The 22,290-nt window shown below is 66.8% G+C and carries 17 protein-coding genes and 3 tRNA genes; 17 read left to right on the top strand and 3 right to left on the bottom strand.

All coding sequences use genetic code 11. From position 1 onward, the window contains the following. Positions 1 to 153: 153 nt before the first annotated feature. Both HLH27_RS09265 and HLH27_RS09260 read right to left on the bottom strand, forming a co-directional pair. On the bottom strand, positions 154 to 1,434 hold the full coding sequence (locus tag HLH27_RS09265; RefSeq protein WP_182949867.1) for a class I SAM-dependent RNA methyltransferase: 1,281 nt from the start codon (positions 1,432 to 1,434) through the stop codon (positions 154 to 156). A 162-nt stretch (positions 1,435 to 1,596) separates the two neighbouring features. After that, positions 1,597 to 3,117 carry a DEAD/DEAH box helicase gene (locus HLH27_RS09260; protein WP_338029884.1) on the bottom strand — a complete coding sequence of 507 codons (1,521 nt, stop codon included), beginning with the start codon at positions 3,115 to 3,117 and terminating at the stop codon, positions 1,597 to 1,599. 376 nt (positions 3,118 to 3,493) lie between these two features. Here HLH27_RS09260 and HLH27_RS09255 point away from each other — a divergent pair, with 376 nt between their 5' ends. After that, complete coding sequence (locus HLH27_RS09255) at positions 3,494 to 5,326, top strand: glycoside hydrolase family 15 protein (protein ID WP_182949742.1); 1,833 nt, start codon at positions 3,494 to 3,496, stop codon at positions 5,324 to 5,326. Between the two features lie 45 nt (positions 5,327 to 5,371). Here HLH27_RS09255 and HLH27_RS09250 read toward each other — a convergent pair whose 3' ends face one another. Further along, positions 5,372 to 5,824, bottom strand: coding sequence for a CopD family protein (locus HLH27_RS09250; RefSeq protein ID WP_182949741.1), 453 nt, complete (start codon positions 5,822 to 5,824; stop codon positions 5,372 to 5,374). 151 nt (positions 5,825 to 5,975) lie between these two features. On the opposite strand from HLH27_RS09250, the gene HLH27_RS09245 reads away from it, so the two are divergent. The 16 genes from HLH27_RS09245 (at position 5,976) to nuoG (ending at position 22,286) form a co-directional block, all read left to right on the top strand. Continuing rightward, positions 5,976 to 7,448, top strand: coding sequence for an NAD(P)H-hydrate dehydratase (locus tag HLH27_RS09245; RefSeq protein WP_182949866.1), 1,473 nt, complete (start codon positions 5,976 to 5,978; stop codon positions 7,446 to 7,448). Positions 7,449 to 7,477: 29 nt separating this feature from the next. Beyond that, positions 7,478 to 7,562 (top strand) — tRNA-Leu (locus HLH27_RS09240). Positions 7,563 to 7,826: 264 nt separating this feature from the next. Further along, positions 7,827 to 9,164: a trigger factor gene (gene tig, locus HLH27_RS09235; RefSeq protein WP_182949740.1), complete on the top strand. Its 1,338-nt coding sequence runs from the start codon at positions 7,827 to 7,829 to the stop codon at positions 9,162 to 9,164. Between the two features lie 200 nt (positions 9,165 to 9,364). Then, complete coding sequence (locus HLH27_RS09230) at positions 9,365 to 10,003, top strand: ATP-dependent Clp protease proteolytic subunit (protein WP_182949739.1); 639 nt, start codon at positions 9,365 to 9,367, stop codon at positions 10,001 to 10,003. Between the two features lie 209 nt (positions 10,004 to 10,212). After that, the gene (clpX, locus tag HLH27_RS09225; protein ID WP_114727217.1) at positions 10,213 to 11,472 is read left to right on the top strand and encodes an ATP-dependent Clp protease ATP-binding subunit ClpX; all 1,260 of its coding nucleotides are present in this window, start codon (positions 10,213 to 10,215) and stop codon (positions 11,470 to 11,472) included. A gap of 354 nt (positions 11,473 to 11,826) precedes the next feature. Next, entirely contained in the window at positions 11,827 to 14,208 is a 2,382-nt protein-coding gene (gene lon, locus HLH27_RS09220; RefSeq protein WP_246375717.1) for an endopeptidase La, read from the top strand. Positions 14,209 to 14,379: 171 nt separating this feature from the next. Beyond that, positions 14,380 to 14,664 (top strand): HU family DNA-binding protein, encoded by a 285-nt coding sequence (locus HLH27_RS09215; protein WP_182949737.1) that lies wholly within the window; start codon positions 14,380 to 14,382, stop codon positions 14,662 to 14,664. Between the two features lie 76 nt (positions 14,665 to 14,740). Further along, a tRNA-Val gene (locus tag HLH27_RS09210) sits at positions 14,741 to 14,815 on the top strand. Positions 14,816 to 14,928: 113 nt separating this feature from the next. Beyond that, positions 14,929 to 15,005 (top strand) — tRNA-Asp (locus HLH27_RS09205). Positions 15,006 to 15,293: 288 nt separating this feature from the next. Beyond that, entirely contained in the window at positions 15,294 to 15,659 is a 366-nt protein-coding gene (locus tag HLH27_RS09200; RefSeq protein ID WP_182949736.1) for an NADH-quinone oxidoreductase subunit A, read from the top strand. Positions 15,660 to 15,680: 21 nt separating this feature from the next. After that, positions 15,681 to 16,256 (top strand): NuoB/complex I 20 kDa subunit family protein, encoded by a 576-nt coding sequence (locus HLH27_RS09195; protein WP_182949735.1) that lies wholly within the window; start codon positions 15,681 to 15,683, stop codon positions 16,254 to 16,256. 16 nt (positions 16,257 to 16,272) lie between these two features. Beyond that, positions 16,273 to 16,914 (top strand): NADH-quinone oxidoreductase subunit C, encoded by a 642-nt coding sequence (locus HLH27_RS09190; protein ID WP_182949865.1) that lies wholly within the window; start codon positions 16,273 to 16,275, stop codon positions 16,912 to 16,914. A gap of 52 nt (positions 16,915 to 16,966) precedes the next feature. After that, on the top strand, positions 16,967 to 18,217 hold the full coding sequence (locus tag HLH27_RS09185; protein WP_182949734.1) for an NADH-quinone oxidoreductase subunit D: 1,251 nt from the start codon (positions 16,967 to 16,969) through the stop codon (positions 18,215 to 18,217). Between the two features lie 5 nt (positions 18,218 to 18,222). Further along, complete coding sequence (locus HLH27_RS09180) at positions 18,223 to 18,861, top strand: complex I 24 kDa subunit family protein (RefSeq protein ID WP_182949733.1); 639 nt, start codon at positions 18,223 to 18,225, stop codon at positions 18,859 to 18,861. Positions 18,862 to 18,876: 15 nt separating this feature from the next. Next, positions 18,877 to 20,214 (top strand): NADH-quinone oxidoreductase subunit NuoF, encoded by a 1,338-nt coding sequence (gene nuoF / locus HLH27_RS09175; protein WP_182949732.1) that lies wholly within the window; start codon positions 18,877 to 18,879, stop codon positions 20,212 to 20,214. A 5-nt stretch (positions 20,215 to 20,219) separates the two neighbouring features. Further along, positions 20,220 to 22,286, top strand: a complete 2,067-nt coding sequence (gene nuoG / locus HLH27_RS09170) for an NADH-quinone oxidoreductase subunit NuoG (RefSeq protein WP_182949731.1) — start codon at positions 20,220 to 20,222, stop codon at positions 22,284 to 22,286. Positions 22,287 to 22,290: the final 4 nt, after the last annotated feature.

Below are 22,290 nucleotides of genomic sequence, written 5' to 3'. Positions count from 1 at the left end.
CGAGGCCGGCCGGGGAGCGCCCGGCCGGTTTGAATGAGGGTGTCCGTATCGGATCGGGCCCGGGTCGCTTCAGCTTGAGGCGATCTGGGCCCTGTTTTTTTGTGTGGGGCGATTCGCGTCGTGCGGCGTATCGGCCGGGTGCCTGCCGGGGGTTTATCGGGTCCGGCGGCGCGGGGCGGGTGGGGCGCTGAAGACGCAGACGGCTTCGACCTCGGTCGACCACAGGAACTGGTCGATGACCGTGACCCCGTCCAGCTGGTAGCCGGCCGCCTTCAGCCCGGCGGCGTCGCGGGTCAGCGCCTGCGGGTTGCAGCTGACATAGATGACCCGGGCCGGCTTGCCGTCGACGATCTGCGCCATCTGGGCGCCGGCGCCCATATAGGGCGGGTCGAGGACGACGGCCGCGGCCTCGGCGATCTGGCGGGCCATGATCGGCTGGCGGTTCAGGTCGCGCTGCTCGGCCACGACTCGGGTGCCGCTGGTGGCGCGGCGCAGGGCGGCGACGGCGTCGGGGTGGCCTTCGAAGGCCAGGACCCGGGCTTTTTCGGCCAGCGCGAAGGACAGGGTGCCGCAGCCTGCATAGAGTTCGACGATCGCGTCGCGGCGGCCCAGCTTGCGCGGCAATCCCGCCAGGACCGCCGCGATGATCGCGGCCTCGCCCTCGCTGCTGGGCTGGAGGAAGGCGCCGGGGGGCGGGGCGACGGTGACGCCCGAGAACGCATGATGCACCGGGCCGGACTGGGCGGCGGTCTCCGGTATGTCGGTCGTGCCGGCCTGGCGCCAGGCGATGCGGGGGATGTGCTGGTGGCGCGCGAATTCCGCCAGCTTGGCGCGGTCGCTCGGCTCCAGCGGGCCGTCGGTCGCCAGCAGCAGGTCCGGCCCCGAATCGAGCAGGTTGATCAGCACGTCGCCGTTCTGCCGCAGCGCGCCCAGCGAGCGGGCGACGTCGCGCAGGGCGGGCAGCAGGGCGAACAGGGCAGGGGCGAGGACCGGGCAGGTCGTCAGGTCGACGACGTCGCCACGTCTTGCATGCAGGCCGATCGCCACGCCGTCGGGCCGGCGGCGGATGGCCAGGTCGACGCGGCGCCGGGAGGCGGGCGGACTCTGGAACCGTGCGGTGACGCGGGGATCGGCAAAGCCGGCGCGCGCCAGGGCGTGGACGACCGTTTCGGCCTTCCAGTCCAGCGCGGCGGGGAGGGACAAATGCTGGATGGCGCAGCCGCCGCATTGTCCGAACAGGGTGCAGGGCGGGTCCACCCGATCCGGGCTGGGGCGCAGGACCGACAGCAGGTGGGCCGAGCGGGCGTCGATCCGGTCGGCCTGCACACGCTCGCCCGGCAGGGCGCCGGGGACGAACAGCGGTTCGCCGTCCGGCATGCGGGCCATGCCGTCGCCGTCGGCGCCGAGCGCGCTGATATCGATTTCGATGTTCATCGGTTTCATGTGTCCAAGCTGTCCCGGCCGGCCTGCGCCGGTATGGGCCGCGCCTGTCATGTGTTTCCGCATGCCGGAGCGGGGCGGCCGTGAGGGCCGCCCGCCGCGAGGCACGGGACCTGCGGGCTGGATCATTGCCGGCGCGCAGGGTCGGTCAGGCTGTCAGGCCAGTTCGTCGGCCGTGTGGGCGCTCTCGTCCTCGGCCGAGGGCGTGATCGTGAACTGCCGGCGCGGCAGCAGCATGAAGGCCGGAACCTCGGCGCCGAAGCCGAGAACCGGGTTGCCGTTGATGTGCGCGGCGGAATCGTCCTGCTCGCGCTCCCGATGATGGCGGGGCGGGGCGGGCTTGCGCGCGGGGGGCGGCGGAGGGGGCGCGGCAGCGGCTTCGGGAGCCGGGCTGGCCTCGACCGGCGCGGCGGGAGCGGGGCGGGCGGGCTTGCCGCCGCGGCGGTCGTCCTTCTCCCGGCCGCGTCCGCGACCCTTGCCGCCACGGGGGCGTTCTTCCTCGGACCATTCGAGTTGGGTCACGCCCTCGACCGCCAGGCGCGGAATCGGGTGGCCGATCAGCGCTTCGATCGCCTCGGCCAGGCCCCGGTCGTGCGGCGAGGCCAGGCTGTAGGCGTGGCCGGTGCGGCCGGCGCGGCCGGTGCGGCCAATCCGGTGCACATAATCTTCGGCATGGAAGGGCAGGTCGAAATTGAAGACATGCGACAGGCCGCCGATATCGATGCCGCGGGCCGCGACGTCGGAGCAGACCAGGAATTTCAGGTCGCCGGCCTTGAATCGCTCGAGCGTCGAGAAACGGACCGACTGCGGCAGGTCGCCATGCAGCGCGCCGGCCGAGAAGCCGTGCTTTACCAGCGACTTGCACAGTACGTCGACATCGCGCTTGCGGTTGCAGAAGATGATGGCGTTCTGCACCGCGTCGCTGCGCAGCATCTGGCGCAGCACGCGCCGCTTGTCTTCCTCGTCGACCACCACCAGGCCGGCCTCGATGGTCGTGGCGACCGAGGAGGGGCGGCTGACGGTGATTTCCTTGGGGTTCTGCAGGAACATGTCGGCCAGGCGCCGGATTTCCGGCGCCATGGTGGCCGAGAAGAACAGGGTCTGCCGCAGCGGGGACAGCATGCCCACGATCTTCTCGATATCGGGGATGAACCCCATGTCGAGCATGCGGTCGGCTTCGTCGATCACCAGCAGGCGGGTCTGGGTCAGCAGCAGGCCGCCGCGCTCGAACAGGTCGATCAGCCGGCCCGGAGTCGCGATCAGCACGTCGACGCCGCGATTCAGCACGTCCTTCTGCTCGGCCATGCTTTCGCCGCCGATCAGCAGCGCGTGGTTCAGCTTGAGGTATTTGCCGTATTTGACGAAATTCTCGGCCACCTGCAGCGCCAGTTCGCGCGTCGGCTCCAGGATCAGGGAGCGCGGCATGCGGGCCCGGGCACGGGAGCCCGAGAGGATCTCGAGCATCGGCAGGGTGAAGCTGGCGGTCTTGCCGGTGCCGGTCTGCGCCACGCCGAGCACGTCGCGGCCCATCAGCACATATGGGATGGCCTGGGCCTGGATCGGCGTGGGATGGCGGTAGCCGGCTTCGTCGATGGCGCGCTGGATCGGCTCGGACAGGCCCAGATCGGAAAAGAGCGGCTGCGGGGCTGCGTCTGCCTGCTCGCCGGGGAGATCCACGGCACCGGAAGCGGACGGCTCGCCACCGGGGGAGCCGGCGTCCGTGTCAGGTGGAACAATGGAGACGGGATGGGCTTCGGCGTCATGTTCGGCCGAAGCGGAGGCATTCGTCTTGGCGCTCAAAATTCTCTCGAACGTGTCAGTGGTGTGGTCCCGTCCATTCCGCCACGATGTGGTTCGGCAGGCTTTTCGGCCTGTTTTCCTGCGACGAAGCAGGGCCTTGCGAAAATGAAGGCGAATCCTCCGATTCCGCGTGACTGTCCGTATCGATAAATGGGACGAAAATCAAGCGCGGAGCATCGGAGGGGACGGGGTTGCCCTTCGGCGCCGCCGGTCCTGGGTGTCATGTCTCTGGCGTCTTGTCTCTGGAGGATCCGTGGTCACAGTCACGCCGTTGAAAATCGAGGATTATGGCCTGATCGGCGATGGACGCAGCTGCGCCCTGGTCGGGCGGAACGGGTCGATCGACTGGCTTTGCTGGCCACGATTCGACAGTCCGGCCTGTTTCGCGGCCCTGCTGGGCGATGGCGAGAACGGGCACTGGCAACTGGCGCCGGACGAGGAGCGCGGGGGCACGCCGGTGACGGTGACGCGGTCGTACCGCAACCAGGGCATGGTGCTGGAGACGGTGTTCGAGACCCATACCGGGGTGGTCGCGATTCTGGACTTCATGGCGATCGGCGCCGCCGAGCCGACGCTGATCCGGATCATCGAAGGGCGGCGGGGGGCAGTGCCGATCCTGAACTGGCTGGTGCTGCGCTTCGATTACGGGCTGTCGGTGCCCTGGGTCACGCGGCTGCCGGACAATATGGGCATCAGCGCCATCGCCGGGCCTTCGCGCTGCGTATTGCGCTGCCCGGTGGCCCTGCATGGCGAGGACCGCCATACCGTGTCGCGCTTCATCGTGTCGGAGGGCGACCAGGTGCCCTTCGTGCTGACCTATATGGATTCGCACGGTGCGCTGTCGCAGCCCATCGATGCGCGGGCGGCGCTGCACCGGACGGAGCAGTTCTGGTCGGACTGGATCGGGCGCTGCACCTATCAGGGGGAGCATGCCTCCATCGTCCGGCGTTCGCTGCTGACGCTCAAGGCGCTGATCTACCAGCCGACGGGGGGGATCGTGGCGGCGCCCACCACCTCGCTGCCCGAGGAGCTGGGGGGCGGGCGCAACTGGGATTATCGCTATTGCTGGCTGCGCGATGCGTCGCTGACGCTGATCGCGATCATGGCCGGCGGCTATTACGACGAGGCGATGGCGTGGCGCGACTGGTTGCAGGCGGCCGTCGCGGGCAGCCCCGACCAGGTGCAGATCATGTACGGCATCGCCGGCGAGCGGCTGCTGAACGAATGGGAGGCGGGCTGGCTGCCGGGCTATGAGGGCTCGAAGCCGGTGCGGGTGGGCAATGCGGCGGCGGGGCAGCTACAGCTCGACGTGTATGGCGAGGCGATCGCCGCCCTGCATGTCGCCCGGCAGACGCGCCTGTGCGCCATCACCGACGGCTGGCGGTTGCAGGTGGGGCTGTTGCAGCATCTGGCGACGATCTGGAAGGAGCCGGACGAGGGAATGTGGGAGGTGCGCGGGGGACGGCGGCAGTTCACCGTGTCCAAGATCTCGTGCTGGCTGGCGTTCGACCGGGCGATTCGCGATGTCGAGAAATACGGGCTGGAGGCGCCGCTGGAGGAATGGAAGGCCCTGCGGCAGGATATCCACGACACGGTGTGCCGCGAGGCCTTCAACGCGGACAAGAACAGCTTCGTCCAGTATTTCGGCGGCACCGGGCTGGATGCGGGATTGCTGCTGATTCCGGTCGTGGGGTTCCTGCCGGCCGAGGACCCGCGCGTGGGCGGCACCATCGCGGCGATCGAGCGGGAATTGCTGGACGAGCATGGGTTTGTCCGCCGCTATCTGCCCGATCATGTGGTCGAGGGGGTGGCGGGGGATGAGGGATCGTTCATCGCCTGCTCGTTCTGGCTGGTGAATGCCTATGTCGCCCAGGGGCGGATGGAGGAGGCCCATGCCCTGTTCAACCGGCTGCTGGCGCTGTGCAGCGACCTGGGGCTGCTGGCCGAGGAATATGACGCCACCACCGGGCGGCAGGTGGGGAATTTTCCGCAGGCGTTCTCGCACCTGTCGCTGATCAACTCGGCGTCGATCCTCAATGCCGGGCGCATCACCACCATGGGGGCGGCGCCGCTGCCGGTTCTGTAGGGGCCGCGCGCGCCGGGTCGCCGGGAGCGGCGCTGCCGCGCCGGCCTAGAGGCCGCGGGCCATGGCGGCGGCGAGAATGGTCAGGACGCCGAGGCCGATATTGACCGTGACCAGCGAGCGGATGGTGTCGAACAGGGCCGGCTGGGGGCGGATGGCGCGGCGGGCCTTCTGGAACGGGCCGAAATAGATGCGCGCGAACACGCCGGCCATGGCCAGGCCCAGGAGCTGCATCACGTTGACCTGCCACGGGATGGCGGCGAAACCGCCCTCGTGCAGGATCATCAGCCAGCCTGTGACCAGGACCGTGGGCATCGTGTGCCAGACGACGCGGAAGAAGCGGGTGAGGGTCTGCAGGTGGACCGATGCGCGCTGGGTTGCGTCCAGCAGCCCCAGGCTGGGGCGGAGGACGAACACGGCATAGACCATGCCGCCGACCCAGGCGGTCATGCCGAGCAGGTGGATCGCGAGCACGAGGCTCCAGAGGATCGAGGAGGTCATGTCAGCTCCCGGCCGTGGGGATTGGGGATGGTCCGCGTGACGTGGCGCGGACGTCGATGGTATGCTTGATCGCCAATTCCGCCCCGGCGCGCAAGACGGCGGCGCGCGGGTCGCCCCCGAGGTGCCGCCCCCGACCGGAGGAGATTGCCCGATGGACCAGCTTCCGTCCCCGACCGCGCTGCTATTGCCCGACCCCGCCGAGATGGCCCTGATCGACAGGGCCGGCAGCCGGACGGTGCCGATGCGCGACCTGATGGAGCATGCCGGGCGGGCGGTGGCGCGCGCCGTGATGCGTCATGTCGCGCCGTGCCGGGTGCTGGTGCTGTGCGGGCCGGGGAATAATGGCGGGGACGGGTATGTCGCGGCGCGGCGCCTGGCGCAGGCGGGGTGGCCGGTTGCCGTGGCGAGCCTGGCGTTGCCTCGGCCGGGGGGCGATGCGGCGGCGGCGGCTGCCGAATGGCAGGGACCGCGGGTGGCTTTTACGGTGGACGAGGTCGCGCGGGCCGATCTGGTGATCGATGCGGTGTTCGGCGCCGGGCTCAGTAGGGCGATCGAGCCGGAGCTGGCAGCGGTGCTGGCGGCGGCGCGGCGGGTGGTGGCGGTGGATATGCCCAGCGGCATCGATGGCGCGACGGGGCTGGTGCTGGGCTACGCGCCCTCGGTGGAAATGACCGTGACGTTCGTGCGGGCCAAGCCGGGGCATCTGCTGCTGCCGGGACGCGAGATGCTGGGGCGGCTGGTGGTGGCGGATATCGGCATGCCGGATGCGGTGTGGGATGCGGTGGCCGTCCGCACCTGGCGCAACGCGCCGGGGCTGTGGCAGGTACCGGGCCAGACGGTGGACAGTCACAAATACGCGCGGGGCGTGGTCAGCATCTGCGGGGGCGGCAGGATGCCCGGGGCGGCGCGGCTGGCCGCCGGGGCGGCGCGCACGGCCGGGGCCGGGCTGGTGCGGCTGGCGGCCGGGGACGCGGCGGGGCTGTACCGGATGGCCGAGCCGGGGCTGGTGGTGGATGACGGCGAACTGTCCGCCCTGCTGGAGGACCGGCGGCGAAAGGTGTGGGTTTGCGGGCCGGGGCTGACGGAAGAAGAAGTCGGCCGGGTGCTGCCTGCGCTGCTGGGGGCGGGGCGGGTGGTGCTGGCGGATGCCGGTGCGTTTGCGTGGGCGGCCGGGCAGCCGGAGCGGCTGGCCGGGGTGGGTGTGATCACGCCGCATGAGGGAGAGTTTGCCCGCGTTTTCGGGGCGCCGGCGAAGGGGCGGCTGGAGGCGGCGCGGGAGGCCGCGCGGCGGATCGGGGCCGTGGTGGTGCTGAAGGGGCCGGATACCGTGATCGCGGCGCCGGACGGCCGGGTGGCGATCAACGACCATGCCACGGCGGCGCTGGCCACTGCCGGGTCGGGCGATACGCTGACCGGGATCATCGCGGCCCTGCTGGCGGCGGGGATGGAGCCTTGGGATGCGGCCTGTGCCGGGGTGTGGATCCATGGCGAGGCCGGGATGCAGGCCGGCCCGTGGCCGGTGGCCGAGCAGTTCGACCGGCATCTGGGTGCGGCGCGGGCGCGGGCGGTCGCGCTGGGGGACTCGCGCCATTGTCGGCTTGCCGGATCTGGCGGTGTGCGCTAAAGCCGCGCGCTTGGAGGCCGGGCGTCGATGCGGGCGTGGTGGAATTGGTAGACACGCCAGATTTAGGTTCTGGTGGCGCAAGTCGTGGGGGTTCAAGTCCCTCCGCCCGTACCAGCCCGGCCCAGTGTCCTGCCTGAGGGTTCTCGCGAGAATGTCCTGGATCGGCAGGCCGCCAAGGGATTGAGTCCAGTGCCCTTCCGCTTCTGGAAGGCACAAGCGCATTCCGGAATCGGAAGGGCACTGGAGACTGGTTGAATGGGTGGGGGGAGCGGGCGCTGTGCGGCCGTTGCCCGCGCCGGTTTTTTGCGTGCGGATGTCGCCGGCCGGGGTGGACACGTGCGTTCTTTGTAAGTTCTGACCGAGAGGATGGCCTGGCAGATGCAGGTTACTGAAACGCTTTCCGACGGCCTGAAGCGCGGTTTCACCGTCACGGTGCCCGCCGGCGAACTGGAGAGCAAGCGGACCGCCCGCCTGAAGGAGATGGGGCAGTCCATGAGCCTGCCGGGTTTCCGTCCCGGCAAGGTGCCCCTGAGCCTCGTCACGCAGCGCTACGGCGCCGCCGTGCAGGGTGAAGTGCTGGAGCAGGCCGTCAGCGACGCCACGCGTACGCTGCTGGAGGAACGCAACCTTCGCCCCGCGCTGCAGCCGCGGGTCGACCTGGTCTCGGGCGCCGAGGTGGACGGCAAGGCCGACCTGGAATTCAAGGTCGAGATGGAAGTGCTGCCCGAGATCGCGCAGCCTGACCTGTCGGACCTGGCACTGACGCGCCTGAAGGCGACGGCGGATGCCGAGACGGTCGACAAGGCCCTGAAGGACATTGCGAGCCGCCAGCGCAACTTCGTGACGGTCGAAGAGATCCGTCCGGCGGCGCATGGTGATGTCGTGGTCGTCGATTTCGTGGGCAAGCTGGACGGCGTGCCGTTCGAAGGCGGCACCGCGGACGACGTGAATGTCGAGATCGGCGGCGCGGGCTTCATCCCCGGTTTCGCCGAGCAGATCGAGGGCCTGTCGCCGGGCGAGGAGAAGGTGATCACCGTCACCTTCCCGGCCGATTATTCGGCCGAGGCCCTGGCGGGCAAGGAAGCGACCTTCGACATCAAGGCCAAGGGGCTGAAGCGCCCGGTCGATGTCGAAATCGACGACGAGCTGGCCAAGAAGATGGGCTTCGAGGGGCTGGAGCAGGTCCGCGAGCTGATCACCAAGCAGGTCGAGCAGGAATACGAGCAGCTTTCGCGCCTGCGCATCAAGCGCGAGCTGCTGGATGCGCTGTCCGAGAAGACCGATTTCGAAGCGCCGCAGGGCATGGTCGATGCCGAGTTCGGCCAGATCTGGCAGCGCGTCGAATCCGACCGCAAGGAAGGCCAGCTGGACGAGGAAGACCTGGGCAAGGACGAGGAGACCCTGCGGGCCGATTACCGCAAGATCGCCGAGCGCCGGGTGAAGCTGGGCCTGCTGCTGGCCGAGATCGGCCGTGCGAACGCCATCACGGTCTCGCAGGACGAGATGCTGCAGGCGATCCGCGCCGAGGCCATGCGCTATCAGGGCCAGGAACAGGCGGTGTTCGACTTCTTCCGCAAGAACCCGCAGGCGGCCGAGAGCCTGCGTGGCCCGATCTTCGAAAACAAGGTCGTCGATTATGTGATCGAGCTGGCCACGGTGACCGACAAGGACGTGACGCCCGAGGAACTGGCCGAGATCCCGCCCGCCGATCTGTGATCGGTCCGGCTTCCCGCCATCGGCCCCCCATCGCTTTTATCGCCGCGAAATGATGGCGGTGGGGTGGTATCCGCTCGGTTTATCTCTATCTTGTGTGAGGTAACCGGGGAACGACCCGGCCACCTTTCCCGATGGACGCCCAAGGCGCCCCCGGGGATGGTGAGTCGGGTCTTCGCGTTTTCAGGAACGGGAATGAGACTATGAGGGATCGGGATCCCGTGGAGATCTTCAGCAACGCCCTAGTACCCATGGTGGTCGAACAGACCTCGCGCGGGGAGCGGGCTTTCGACATCTATTCCCGCCTGTTGCAGGAACGGATCATCTTCCTGACCGGACCGGTCTACGATCAGGTGGCTGCCCTGGTGTCGGCGCAGCTCCTGTATCTCGAGAGCGTGAATCCGACCAAGGAGATTTCGTTCTATATCAACAGCCCGGGTGGCGTGGTGTCGGCCGGCCTGGCCATCTACGACACCATGCAGTACATCCGCAGCCCGGTCAGCACGGTGTGCATCGGCCAGGCGGCCTCGATGGGGTCGCTGCTGCTGGCGGGTGGCGAGAAGGGGCGGCGTTTCGCCCTGCCGAACGCCCGCGTCATGGTGCACCAGCCCTCGGGCGGCGCGCAGGGGCAGGCCAGCGACATCGAAATCCAGGCGCGCGAGATCCTGACGATCCGCCAGCGCCTGAACGAGATCTACGAGACCCATACCGGCCAGACGCTCGAGGAGATCGAGCGCAAGCTGGAGCGCGACAGCTATATGTCGGCTGACGAGGCGCTGGCTTTCGGCATCGTGGACGAGGTGGTGCGCAATCATGCCTCGACAGCGGTCGCCAAGAGCTGAGACTGGTCGCTAAACTATTGGTTTATTTAGTGTCCCGGATCCGGGATCTTTCAGGTTTCGGATCCGGCGCACTAGGGGCGGGTGCGGTTTTTTCTCTTCGGCGGTACCCGCCGGCTTGGGCAGGCTTGATGGAAGCCCTATCCTGAGTCAAGATTTTCGACCCCGGTCCGGGCCCCGCGCGGGCTGGCAATCCGGGGGTAGGAGTGGTTATGAATAACAAGTCCAGCGATTCCAAGAACACGTTGTATTGCTCGTTCTGCGGCAAGTCGCAGCATGAGGTCCGGAAGCTGATCGCTGGTCCGACTGTCTTCATCTGTGACGAATGTGTCGAACTCTGCATGGATATCATCCGTGAGGAGCACAAGACGCATCTGGTGAAGTCGCGCGACGGCGTGCCGACTCCCAAGGAGATCTGCAAGGTTCTGGACGATTACGTGATCGGGCAGTTCCATGCGAAGAAGGTGCTGTCGGTCGCGGTCCACAACCATTACAAGCGCCTGGCCCACAGCCAGAAGAACAACGACGTCGAGATCGCGAAGTCGAACATCCTGCTGGTCGGGCCGACCGGGTCGGGCAAGACGCTGCTGGCCCAGACGCTAGCGCGGATTCTCGACGTGCCGTTCACCATGGCCGATGCGACCACGCTGACCGAGGCCGGCTATGTGGGCGAGGATGTGGAGAACATCATCCTCAAGCTGCTCCAGGCCGCCGACTACAATGTGGAGCGGGCGCAGCGCGGCATCGTCTATATCGACGAGATCGACAAGATCTCGCGCAAGTCCGACAATCCGTCGATCACGCGCGATGTCAGCGGCGAGGGCGTGCAGCAGGCGCTGCTGAAGATCATGGAAGGGACTGTGGCCTCGGTCCCGCCCCAGGGTGGCCGCAAGCATCCGCAGCAGGAATTCCTGCAGGTGGATACCACCAACATGCTGTTCATCTGCGGCGGTGCCTTTGCCGGGCTGGACAAGATCATCGGCGCGCGCGGCAAGGGTTCGGGGATCGGCTTCGGTGCCGATGTCCAGTCGCCCGACGAGCGGCGGACGGGTGCGATCCTGCGCGATGTCGAGCCTGAGGACCTGCTGAAATTCGGGTTGATCCCCGAATTCATCGGCCGTCTGCCCGTGGTGGCGACGCTGGAGGACCTGGACGAGGCGGCGCTGATCGAGATCCTGACCAAGCCGAAGAATGCGCTGGTGAAGCAGTATGCCCGCCTGTTCCAGATGGAAGGGGTGAAGCTGACCTTTACCGAGGACGCGCTGAAGCAGGTCGCGCTGCGGGCGATCGCCCGGCGCACCGGTGCGCGCGGCCTGCGGGCGATCATGGAGAGCATCCTGCTGTCCACCATGTTCGACCTGCCGGGGCTGGAGAACGTGGAAGAGGTGGTGATCAACAAGGAGGTCGCCGAGAACAAGACCAGCCCGGTCTATGTCTATGGCAAGGAAAAGCCGGCGGAACAGTCGGCCTGACCGGTCGTTCCTCTCCGGTCTTTCCTTCCGGGATTTCCGTCCCGCATCGGGGGTGTGCCCCATGCGGGTGGCGCCCCGATTTCTTCCCGTCGTCCGGGGCCTTGCCGTGGCGGCCTCGAATGACGACATGATGTTATCCGTCATTGCGTCAGTGATGACACCGGGTGGGGCGCGCCGCGATCGGGCGCCCGCCCGCGATCGTCCTTAAGGAGGTCACACGATATGCCCAAATCCAACCGACCCGATTCCGATCGTCCCGAGAGCGGCCCCGAGGCTGCCGTCGAGAAGCATGACCTGCCGGTGAGCGCTGCCGACTCCGATGTGGAGGGGGCGGGGATCTCCGATTCCGAGACGATGGCGGTGCTGCCGCTGCGCGATATCGTCGTCTTTCCGCACATGATCGTGCCGCTGTTCGTCGGGCGCGAGAAATCGGTCCGGGCGCTGGAGGCGGTCACCAAGCATGACAAGCAGATCCTGCTGGTCGCGCAGAAGAATGCCTCGCAGGACGATCCGTCGGCCGACGACATCTATCGCTACGGCACGGTGTCGACGATCCTGCAACTGCTGAAGCTGCCCGACGGCACGGTGAAGGTGCTGGTCGAGGGTGTGCGCCGGGCGCGGATTACCGCGCTGCACGATATCGACGGGCATTTCGAGGCCGAGATCACGCCGGTTGCCGAGGAGCCTGCCGCCGATAACGAGGGCGAGGCGCTGGGGCGCACCGTGGTCTCGCAGTTCGAGCAATATATCAAGCTGAACAAGAAGATCGCGCCCGAGGTGCTGGTTTCGCTGAACCAGATCGAGGATCTGTCGAAGCTGGCCGACACGATCGCGAGCCATCTGAACCTGAAGATCGCCGAAAAGCAGGAGATCCTGGAGATCCCCGGCGTCAATGCCCGGCTGGAGCGGGTGTTTGCGCATATGGAGGCCGAGATCGGCGTCCTGCAGGTGGAAAAGCGCATCCGCAACCGCGTCAAGCGGCAGATGGAGAAGACCCAGCGCGAGTACTATCTGAACGAGCAGCTGAAGGCGATCCAGAAGGAACTGGGCGAGGGCGACGAGGGGCGGGACGAGACCGCCGAGCTCGAGGAAAAGATCGCCAAGGCCCGCCTGCCCAAGGAAGCGCGCGACAAGGCCATGGGCGAGCTGAAGAAGCTGCGCGCGATGAGCCCGATGTCGGCCGAGTCGACGGTGGTGCGGAACTATCTGGACTGGATCCTGAGCCTGCCGTGGAAGAAGCGCTCCAAGGTGCGCCGCGACCTGGCCGAGGCCGAGAAGGTGCTCGATACCGACCATTACGGGCTGGAGAAGGTCAAGGAGCGGATCCTGGAATATCTGGCGGTCCAGAGCCGGGCGCAGAAGGTCAAAGGGCCGATTCTGTGCCTGGTGGGGCCGCCGGGCGTGGGCAAGACCTCGCTGGCGCGGTCGATCGCCAAGGCGACGGGGCGGCATTACGTGCGCATGTCGCTGGGCGGCGTGCGGGACGAGGCGGAGATTCGCGGCCACCGGCGGACCTATATCGGCTCGATGCCCGGCAAGATCATCCAGGGGATGAAAAAGGCGAAGGCCTCCAACCCGCTCTTCCTGCTGGACGAGATCGACAAGCTGGGGGCCGACTGGCGCGGGGACCCGTCCTCCGCCCTGCTCGAAGTGCTGGACCCGGAGCAGAACGGGACCTTTGCCGACCATTATCTGGAGGTCGATTACGACCTGTCGGATGTGATGTTCGTCACGACCGCCAACAGCCTGAACATGCCCCAGCCGCTGCTGGACCGCATGGAGATCATCCGCCTGTCGGGCTACACCGAGGATGAGAAGGTCGAGATCGCCAAGCGCCACCTGCTGAACAAGCAGGCGGAGGCGCACAGCCTGAAGGCCGACGAATGGTCGGTCAGCGACGATGCGCTGCGCGAGCTGGTGCGCAGCTACACGCGTGAGGCCGGCGTGCGCAACCTGGAGCGCGAGATTGCGACCCTGGCCCGCAAGGCGGTGCGCGAGATCGTGACCGGCAAGACGAAGAAGGTGGCGATCACCCGCAAGAACCTGGAAAAATACGCGGGCGTGAAGCGGTTCCGCTATGGCGAGACCGAGGCCGAGGACATGGTCGGCGTGGTGACCGGGCTGGCCTGGACCGAGGTCGGCGGCGAGATCCTGACCATCGAAAGCGTGATGGTGCCGGGCAAGGGGGCGATCAAGCATACCGGCAAGCTGGGCGACGTGATGCAGGAGAGTGTCGCGGCGGCGCTGTCCTATGTCCGTAGCCGGGCGGTGACGTTCGGCATCAAGCCGACCCTGTTCGAGAAGCGCGACCTGCACGTGCATGTGCCCGAGGGAGCGACTCCGAAGGACGGACCGTCGGCCGGCATTGCGATGGCGACGTCGCTGGTCAGCGTGCTGACCGGCATTCCGGTGCGGCGCGACGTGGCGATGACGGGCGAGATCACGCTGCGCGGCCGGGTGCTGGCGATCGGCGGGCTGAAGGAGAAGCTGCTGGCCGCCCATCGCGCGGGGATCAAGACCGTGTTCATCCCCAAGGACAACGAGAAGGACCTGGTCGATATTCCCGAGACGGTGAAGAAGGGGCTGCGCGTTATCCCGGTGTCGCATGTCGACGACGTGATCGGCCAGGCGCTGGCGCGGCGGCCTGAGCCGATCGAATGGAGCCAGGAGTCGGAAGACGCGGTGGCCAGCCCGGCCCCTGCCACGGGAATGGCTGCTGCGTCCCTGCCGCATTGAGACCGCATTGATTGTGTCAAAATGGCACCAACCCCCCGGTTTGGCCGGATTTTCGGCCGATCGGGGCTGCGTGCTCGGTTGACGCGGCAAAAAACGGCTGCATAGTGCGGGCCAATGCGGCGTTGGCGAGAGCTCGGTTCCGGCGCGTGCACAGAGAAAGAAAGGCGTAAAATGGAGAAGCCACTTAACAAGCAGGAACTCGTCGCCGCTGTGGCCGATGATGCCGATCTGCCGAAGGCGAAGGCTGGCGAAGTGGTCGACGCCGTGTTCAACGCGATCGAGAAGGCCCTGTCGAAGAAGCAGGAAGTCCGTCTGGTGGGCTTTGGCACCTTCGTGACGGCGACCCGCAAGGCGGCCAAGGGCCGCAATCCGCGCACGGGCGAGGAAATCGATATTCCGGCTTCGACCTCGGTGCGTTTCAAGCCGGGCAAGAACCTGAAGGAAGCCGTGAGCTGATCACGCGCTGACAGGACCGGGGCAGGCGGCGCGTCTGCCTGCCCCCGGCTGGCCCCGACGGGCCAGCCTTGTCTGGGGGCGATTAGCTCAGCGGTAGAGCGTCTCGTTTACACCGAGAGGGTCGGCGGTTCGATCCCGTCATCGCCCACCACCATGCCGGTCCGGTGCCGGATGACTGTCCCGCACCGGCGGGATGCCGGACAAAATGACGATCGTCCGGTTGACGCATCCGGGCAGCATGGTTAAACACCGCCTCACGCCTTCGCGGGTGTAGCTCAGTTGGTTAGAGCGCCGGCCTGTCACGCCGGAGGTCGCGGGTTCGAGCCCCGTCACTCGCGCCACGGTCGTTTCATGTTTAATAATGATCGACCCTATGGCACCTGTTGAAGGTGCATTTTTCCAATAATCGGATCTGGGCCGGCCCATCAATATTTTGGCCGGCGGCAAGACAAGTCGTCCGTAACGCGCATATCCGCATAGCGTATTCATCATCACGGGAATGTTCATCCCCCGATGGCGCGTCGCGGTCTGGTCGCATCCGGACGATGGGTCTAACCTCCTGAGCATGACGACGCCCTGTTTCGTCGTGACGCCCGCAGCACGCGTGCCATCAGTCAGGGAGACACGCCATGACGTCCGTTCTCGCGGATTATTTTCCAGTTCTCGTCTTCGGTGTCCTGGCGGTCATTATCGCCGGCGCGATGCTGGGAAGCTCCCTGCTCTTCGGTCATCAGAAGCCCTATGCCGAGAAGGTCTCGGCCTATGAATGCGGGTTTGAGGCGTTCGACGATGCGCGGCATCGTTTCGATGTCCGGTTCTATCTGGTGGCGATCCTGTTCATCATCTTCGACCTGGAGGTTGCCTTCCTGTTCCCCTGGGCGGTCAGCCTGTCGCGGATCGGCCTGTTCGGCTTTCTGTCGATGATGGGGTTCCTGGGCATCCTGACGGTGGGGTTCATTTACGAATGGTGCAAGGGCGCGCTGGACTGGGATTGAGCCTAGGGGAGGAGACGAGGCATGAGTACCGCTGATGCGACAGGTGACGGGCAGGGCGCGATAGCCTGGAACCGCGACATGCTGCCCCCGGGGCCGGAGCAGGATGCCGTCATCAAGGGTATTACCGGCGAGATCACCGAGAAGGGGTTCGTCGTTGCCAACCTCGACAAGCTGGTCAACTGGGGGCGCACCGGCAGCCTGTGGCCGATGTCCTTCGGGCTGGCCTGCTGCGCGGTGGAAATGATCCACGCCTACATGCCGCGCTACGATTTGGACCGGATGGGCATCATCCCCCGCGGGTCGCCGCGCCAGTCGGACGTGATGATCGTGGCGGGCACCCTGACCAACAAGATGGCGCCGGCCCTGCGCCGGGTCTACGACCAGATGGCCGAGCCGCGCTGGGTGATCTCGATGGGGTCCTGCGCCAATGGCGGCGGCTATTACCATTATTCCTATTCCGTGGTGCGCGGATGCGACCGGATCGTGCCGGTGGATGTGTATGTCCCCGGCTGCCCGCCGACGGCGGAGGCGCTGATCTACGGCATCCTGCAGTTGCAGAAGAAAATCCGCAGGACAGGGACGATTCTCCGTGGCTGAACCGGGCACCGAACTGATGACGAAGGTGTCCCTGGCGCGTGGCGCGCTGGGGTCCCTGGCCTTTGCGCTGTCGACCGGCGTGCCGGGTATCCATTCGGCCGCGATCGAGGATGGCGAGCTGGTCGTGCGGACCAGCCGCGACCGGCTGCTGGCGCTGATGGGCCTGCTGCGCGACGATCCGCGCTATGCCTGCGAGCAGTTGATGGATCTGTGCGGGGTCGATTACCCGGCGCGGGCCGAGCGATTCGATGTCGTCTACAACCTGCTGTCGGTGACGCATAACCATCGGATCCGGGTGATCGTGACCACGGACGAGACCAATCCGGTGGCGTCGGTGCATCATCTGTGGCCGTGTGCCACCTGGTGGGAGCGCGAGTGCTATGACATGTACGGCGTCCTGTTCTCGGGGCAGCCGGACCTGCGCCGCATCCTGACCGATTACGGGTTCGAGGGGCATCCGCTGCGCAAGGACTTCCCGCTGACCGGCTATGTCGAGATGCGGTACGACGAGGATCGCCGCCAGGTGGTCTACGAGCCGGTGAAGCTGACGCAGGATTTCCGCAATTTCGATTTCGAGTCGCCGTGGGAGGGCATCCTGACCCTGCCGGGCGACGAGAAGGCGCATGAATCCCGCCAGGGGCTGAAGCTGCCGCGATGACGGGACCATCCAGAGACATGGCGAGGGCGCGCAAGGTGAGGGAGAGCGGACGATGAGCGACATTGTCCTTCACGAGGATATTCCCGAAGAGCTGCTGTCGGCAGACGCGGCCGCCAAGGCGGAAATCCGGACCGTGGAGATCGATTCCCACGCCCTGAATTTCGGCCCGCAGCATCCGTCGGCGCATGGCGTGCTGCGCCTGGTGCTGGAGATGGAGGGCGAGGTCGTCGCCCGCGCCATCCCGCATATCGGGCTGCTGCATCGCGGCACCGAGAAGCTGATCGAATACAAGACCTATCCCAAGGCGCTGCCTTATTTCGACCGGCTCGATTACGTCTCGCCGATGTGCGAGGAGCAGGCGTTCGCACTGGCGACGGAAAAGCTGCTGGGGATCGAGATCCCCGACCGCGCGAAATGGATTCGCGTGATGTTCGCCGAAATGACGCGCATCCTGAACCATATCCTGAACCTGACCTCGTTCGGGCTCGATTGCGGTGCGCTGACCCCGGCGCTGTGGGGATATGAAGAGCGCGAGAAGCTGATCGAATTCTACGAGGCGGCATCGGGCGCGCGCTTCCATGCCAATTACTTCCGTCCGGGCGGCGTGGCGCGCGACCTGCCGGCGGGGCTGGAAGAGCGGATCGCGGAATGGGCGCGGGACTTCCCGCGCTGGATCGACGACCTGGAAACGCTGCTGACCAACAACCGGATCTGGAAGCAGCGGACGGTCGGGATCGGCGTGTTCACCACCGAGCAGGCGCTGGCCTGGGGTTTCAGCGGCCCCTGCCTGCGTGCCTCGGGCGTGCCGTGGGACCTGCGCCGCGCGCAGCCGTATGACAATTACGACAAGGTGACGTTCAACATCCCCGTCACGCGCCAAGGCGATTGCTATGACCGCTATCTGGTGCGCGTGGCCGAGATGCGCGAGAGCGTGAAGATCGTCGAGCAGTGCCTGGCGCAGATCAAGCCGGGGCCGGTCAAGATCCAAGACCACAAGATTACCCCGCCGCCGCGCCGGGAAATGAAGCGGTCGATGGAAGCGCTGATCCATCATTTCAAGCTGTTCACCGAAGGGTACCACGTGCCGCCGGGGGCGACCTATACGGCGGTCGAAAGCCCCAAGGGCGAATTCGGGGTCTATCTGGTCGCGGACGGCAGCAACCGGCCGTACCGGTGCAAGATCCGGCCCACGGGCTTTGCCCATCTGCAGGCGATCGACGAGATGTCGCGCCGCCACATGCTGGCCGACGCGGTCGCGATCATCGGGTCGCTGGACCTGGTGTTCGGCGAGATAGACAGGTGACAGAGATGTCCGCTCATTCCCCCATCGACCAGATCGAACAGCCCGACTCCTTCGCCTTCGATGCCGAGAGCGAAGAGCAGATCGCGGCGATCCTGGCCAAGTATCCGCCCGAGCGTAAGGCCAGCGGCACGCTCCCGCTTCTGTATGTCGTGCAGAAGCAGATGGGCCGGCAGACCGGCAGCGCCTGGGTGCCGCGCGTGGCGATGGACGAGATCGCGCGCCGGCTGGAGGTCGCGCCGATCCGTGTCTACGAGGTGGCGACCTTCTACCTGATGTTCAATACCAAGCCGATCGGGCGGTATCATCTTCAGGTCTGCACCACGACCTCGTGCTGGCTGCGGGGGTCGGACGATGTGGTCGCGGCCTGCAAGAAGGCGACCGGGATTTCCGGTTTCGGCCAGTCGAGCGCCGACGGGCTGTTCACCCTGACCGAGGTGGAGTGCCTGGGGGCCTGCGCCAATGCGCCGATCCTGCAGGTTGACGACGATTTCTACGAGGATCTGGACGGGCCGCGCACGATCGAGCTGATCGAGGCGCTGCGTCGCGGGGAACGCCCGGCGCCGGGACCGACGATCGACCGGGTGGGCTCGGCGCCGGCCGGCGGGCGCAAGACGCTGGCGGACAGTCCGGCGGATCAGGGTTGAGCGGGAGAGACGGCAATGCTTCAGGATAAAGACCGGATCTTCACCAACCTTTACGGTCAGAACGACTGGCGGCTGGCGGGCGCGCGCCAGCGCGGCGACTGGGACGGCACTGCCGAGATCCTGGCGCGCGGGCGCGATGCCATCGTCAACGAGATGAAGGGGTCCGGCCTGCGCGGCCGGGGCGGGGCGGGCTTTCCGACCGGTGTCAAATGGTCGTTCATGCCCAAGAATTCGGACGGGCGCCCGCATTACCTGGTCATCAATGGGGACGAGTCCGAGCCCGGGACCTGCAAGGATCGCGAGATCCTGCGCCATGAGCCGCACAAGCTGATCGAGAGCGCGCTGATCGCGTCCTTCGCGATGGGGGCACATGCGGCCTATATTTATATTCGCGGCGAGTTCTTCAATGAGGCGCGCCATCTTCAGATCGCGATCGACGAGGCCTATGCCGCCGGGCTGATCGGCAAGAATGCCGCCGGATCGGGCTGGGATTTCGATTTCTACATTCATCGCGGTGCCGGCGCCTATATCTGCGGCGAGGAAACGGCGCTGCTGGAGAGCCTGGAAGGCAAGAAGGGCCAGCCGCGCATGAAGCCGCCCTTCCCGGCGGCGATGGGGCTGTATGGCTGTCCGACGACGGTCAACAATGTCGAGAGCATCGCGGTTTCGTCCACCATCCTGCGGCGCGGGGGGGCGTGGTTCTCGGCGCTGGGGCGGCCGAACAATGCGGGCACCAAGCTGATGGCCATTTCGGGCCACGTGAACACGCCCTGCGTGTTCGAGGAAGAGTTGGGCGTGCCGCTGAAGGAGATCATCGAGAAGCATGGCGGCGGGGTGCGCGGCGGCTGGGACAATCTACTGGCGGTGATCCCCGGCGGGTGTTCGGTGCCGGTGCTGCCGGCGTCGGTGTGCGAGACGGTGCTGATGGATTACGACAGCCTGCGCGCCGAGCGGTCGGGCCTGGGCACCGCCTGCATGATCGTCATGGACAAATCCACCGACATCATCAAGGCGATCGCCCGTTTCTCGCAATTCTTCAAGCATGAGAGCTGCGGCCAGTGCACGCCGTGCCGCGAGGGCACGGGCTGGATGATGCGGGTCATGAACCGGATGGTCGAAGGGCGGGCGGAAATCGAGGAAATCGACATGCTCGAACAGGTGACGCGCCAGGTCGAGGGCCACACGATCTGCGCCCTGGGCGATGCGGCCGCGTGGCCGATCCAGGGGCTGATCCGGCATTTCCGCCCGGTGATGGAAGAGCGCATCCAGTCCTACAAGGCCGCGCATGGCGGTGGGCGGATCACGCAGGTGCCCCCGGGGGCACCCGTGGGTATCCCCGTGGCGGCGGAGTAAGAACGATGGTGAAAGTAACCGTCGACGGGATCGTGGTCGACGTTCCCAACGGGTCCAGCGCGTTGCAGGCGTGCGAGGCGGCCGGCAAGGAAATCCCGCGCTTCTGTTTCCATGAGCGCCTGTCGGTGGCGGGCAATTGCCGCATGTGCCTGGTGCAGGTCGTGCGGGCGCCCAAGCCGGTGGCGTCCTGCGGGTTTCCGGTGGCGGAGGGGATGGAAATCCTGACCGACACCGAGATCGTGCGCAAGGCGCGACGGGCGGTGATGGAATTCCTGCTGATCAACCATCCGCTGGATTGCCCGATCTGCGACCAGGGCGGCGAATGCGACCTGCAGGACCAGGCCTTCGGCTACGGTGCCGATCATTCGCGCTACCAGGAAGCCAAGCGCGCGGTGAAGGACAAATATCTCGGCCCGCTGGTGAAGACCGTGATGACGCGCTGCATCCAGTGCACGCGCTGCATCCGTTTCGCGACCGAGATCGCGGGCGTGCCCGAACTGGGTGCGGTCTCGCGCGGCGAGAACATGGAAGTCACCAATTACGTCGAGAAGGCGCTGACCTCGGAACTGTCGGGCAACCTGATCGACATCTGCCCGGTGGGCGCGCTGACCTCGAAACCCTATGCCTTCACCGCCCGGCCGTGGGAGCTGAAGCGGACGGATTCGATCGATGTCAGCGATGCGGTGGGGACCAATATCAGCCTGCAGGTGCGCGGCAGCGCCGTGCTGAGGGCCGTGCCCCGCGTCAATGACGCGGTGAACGAGGAATGGCTGGCCGACAAGGGGCGTTTCTCGGTCGATGGGCTGAAGCATCGGCGGCTGGACCGGCCCTGGGTGCGGGTCCATGGCAAGTTGCAGGCTGTTTCCTGGCAGGATGCGTTCGTGGCCATCGGCCGGCGGCTGGATGGCGTGCCGGGCGACCGGATCGGCGCCATTGCCGGCGATCTGTGCGACGCCGAGAGCATGCTGGCGCTGAAGGACCTGATGGTTGCGCTGGGTTCGCCCAATATCGACTGCCGCCAGGATGGCGCGGATTACGATCTGTCGCAGCGGGCCTATTACACGTTCGGCACCACCATTGCCGGGATCGAGGATGCCGATGCGCTGCTGGTGGTGGGTTCGATCCCGCGCCAGGAAGCGCCGGTGCTGAATGCGCGCATTCGCAAGCGCTTTCTGGCGGCGGGCCGGGGCGGTTTCCCGATCGGGCTGATCGGTACGCCGACGGCCGACCCGACCTACTCGGCGGACGTGCTGGGCGAGGGGCCGGATGTGCTGGCCGCTCTGCGCGACGGCACGCATCCCTTCGCCGCGACGCTGAAGGCGGCGAAGAAGCCGATGATCATCGTCGGGCATGGGGCGCTGACGCGGCCCGATGCGCGGGCAATCCTGGCTTCGGCCTGGGCGCTGGCGGTCGAGACCGGTGCGATCGGCGCCGGCTGGAACGGCTTCAATGTCCTGCATCGCGCGGCCAGCCGGGTTGCCGGTCTGGACCTGGGGCTGGTGCCGGGCAAGGGCGGGCGCAGTGCCGCCGGGATGATGAGCGGCGGCGTCGACGTGCTGTGGCTGCTGGGGGCGGACGAGTTCCATACCGCGCAGATCGGGCCGAAGACGTTCGTCATCTATCAGGGCCATCATGGCGACGCGGCGGCGGCGCGGGCGGATGTGATCCTGCCCGGTGCGGCCTATGCCGAGAAATCGGGCACCTATGTGAATACCGAGGGGCGGGTCCAGCGGTCGTTCCGGGCGGTCATGCCGCCGGGCGACGCACGCGAGGACTGGCGCATCCTGCGCGCCTTCTCGGAAGTCGTGGGCCATACGCTGCCCTACGACACGGTGGAGGTGCTGCGCGAGCGGCTGGCCACGGTCAATCCGGTCTTCCGGGTGATCGGCGGGCTGGATGCGGTGGATGCGGCGGCGCTGCCCGGGCCGTCGGATGGTGGCGCGGTGTTGCCGGCGCCGTTCCGCCCGGTGTTCGACGATTATTATCAGACGGATCCGATCTGCCGGGCCAGCCCGACGATGGGTGAATGTTCGCGGATCTATGTCCATCCCCGGACCGTGGCGGCGGAGTAAGGCG

It is taken from the genome of Gluconacetobacter takamatsuzukensis (genome assembly GCF_014174275.1).
Taxonomy (GTDB): domain Bacteria; phylum Pseudomonadota; class Alphaproteobacteria; order Acetobacterales; family Acetobacteraceae; genus Gluconacetobacter; species Gluconacetobacter takamatsuzukensis.
This window is presented reverse-complemented; position numbering and strand designations above follow the sequence as displayed.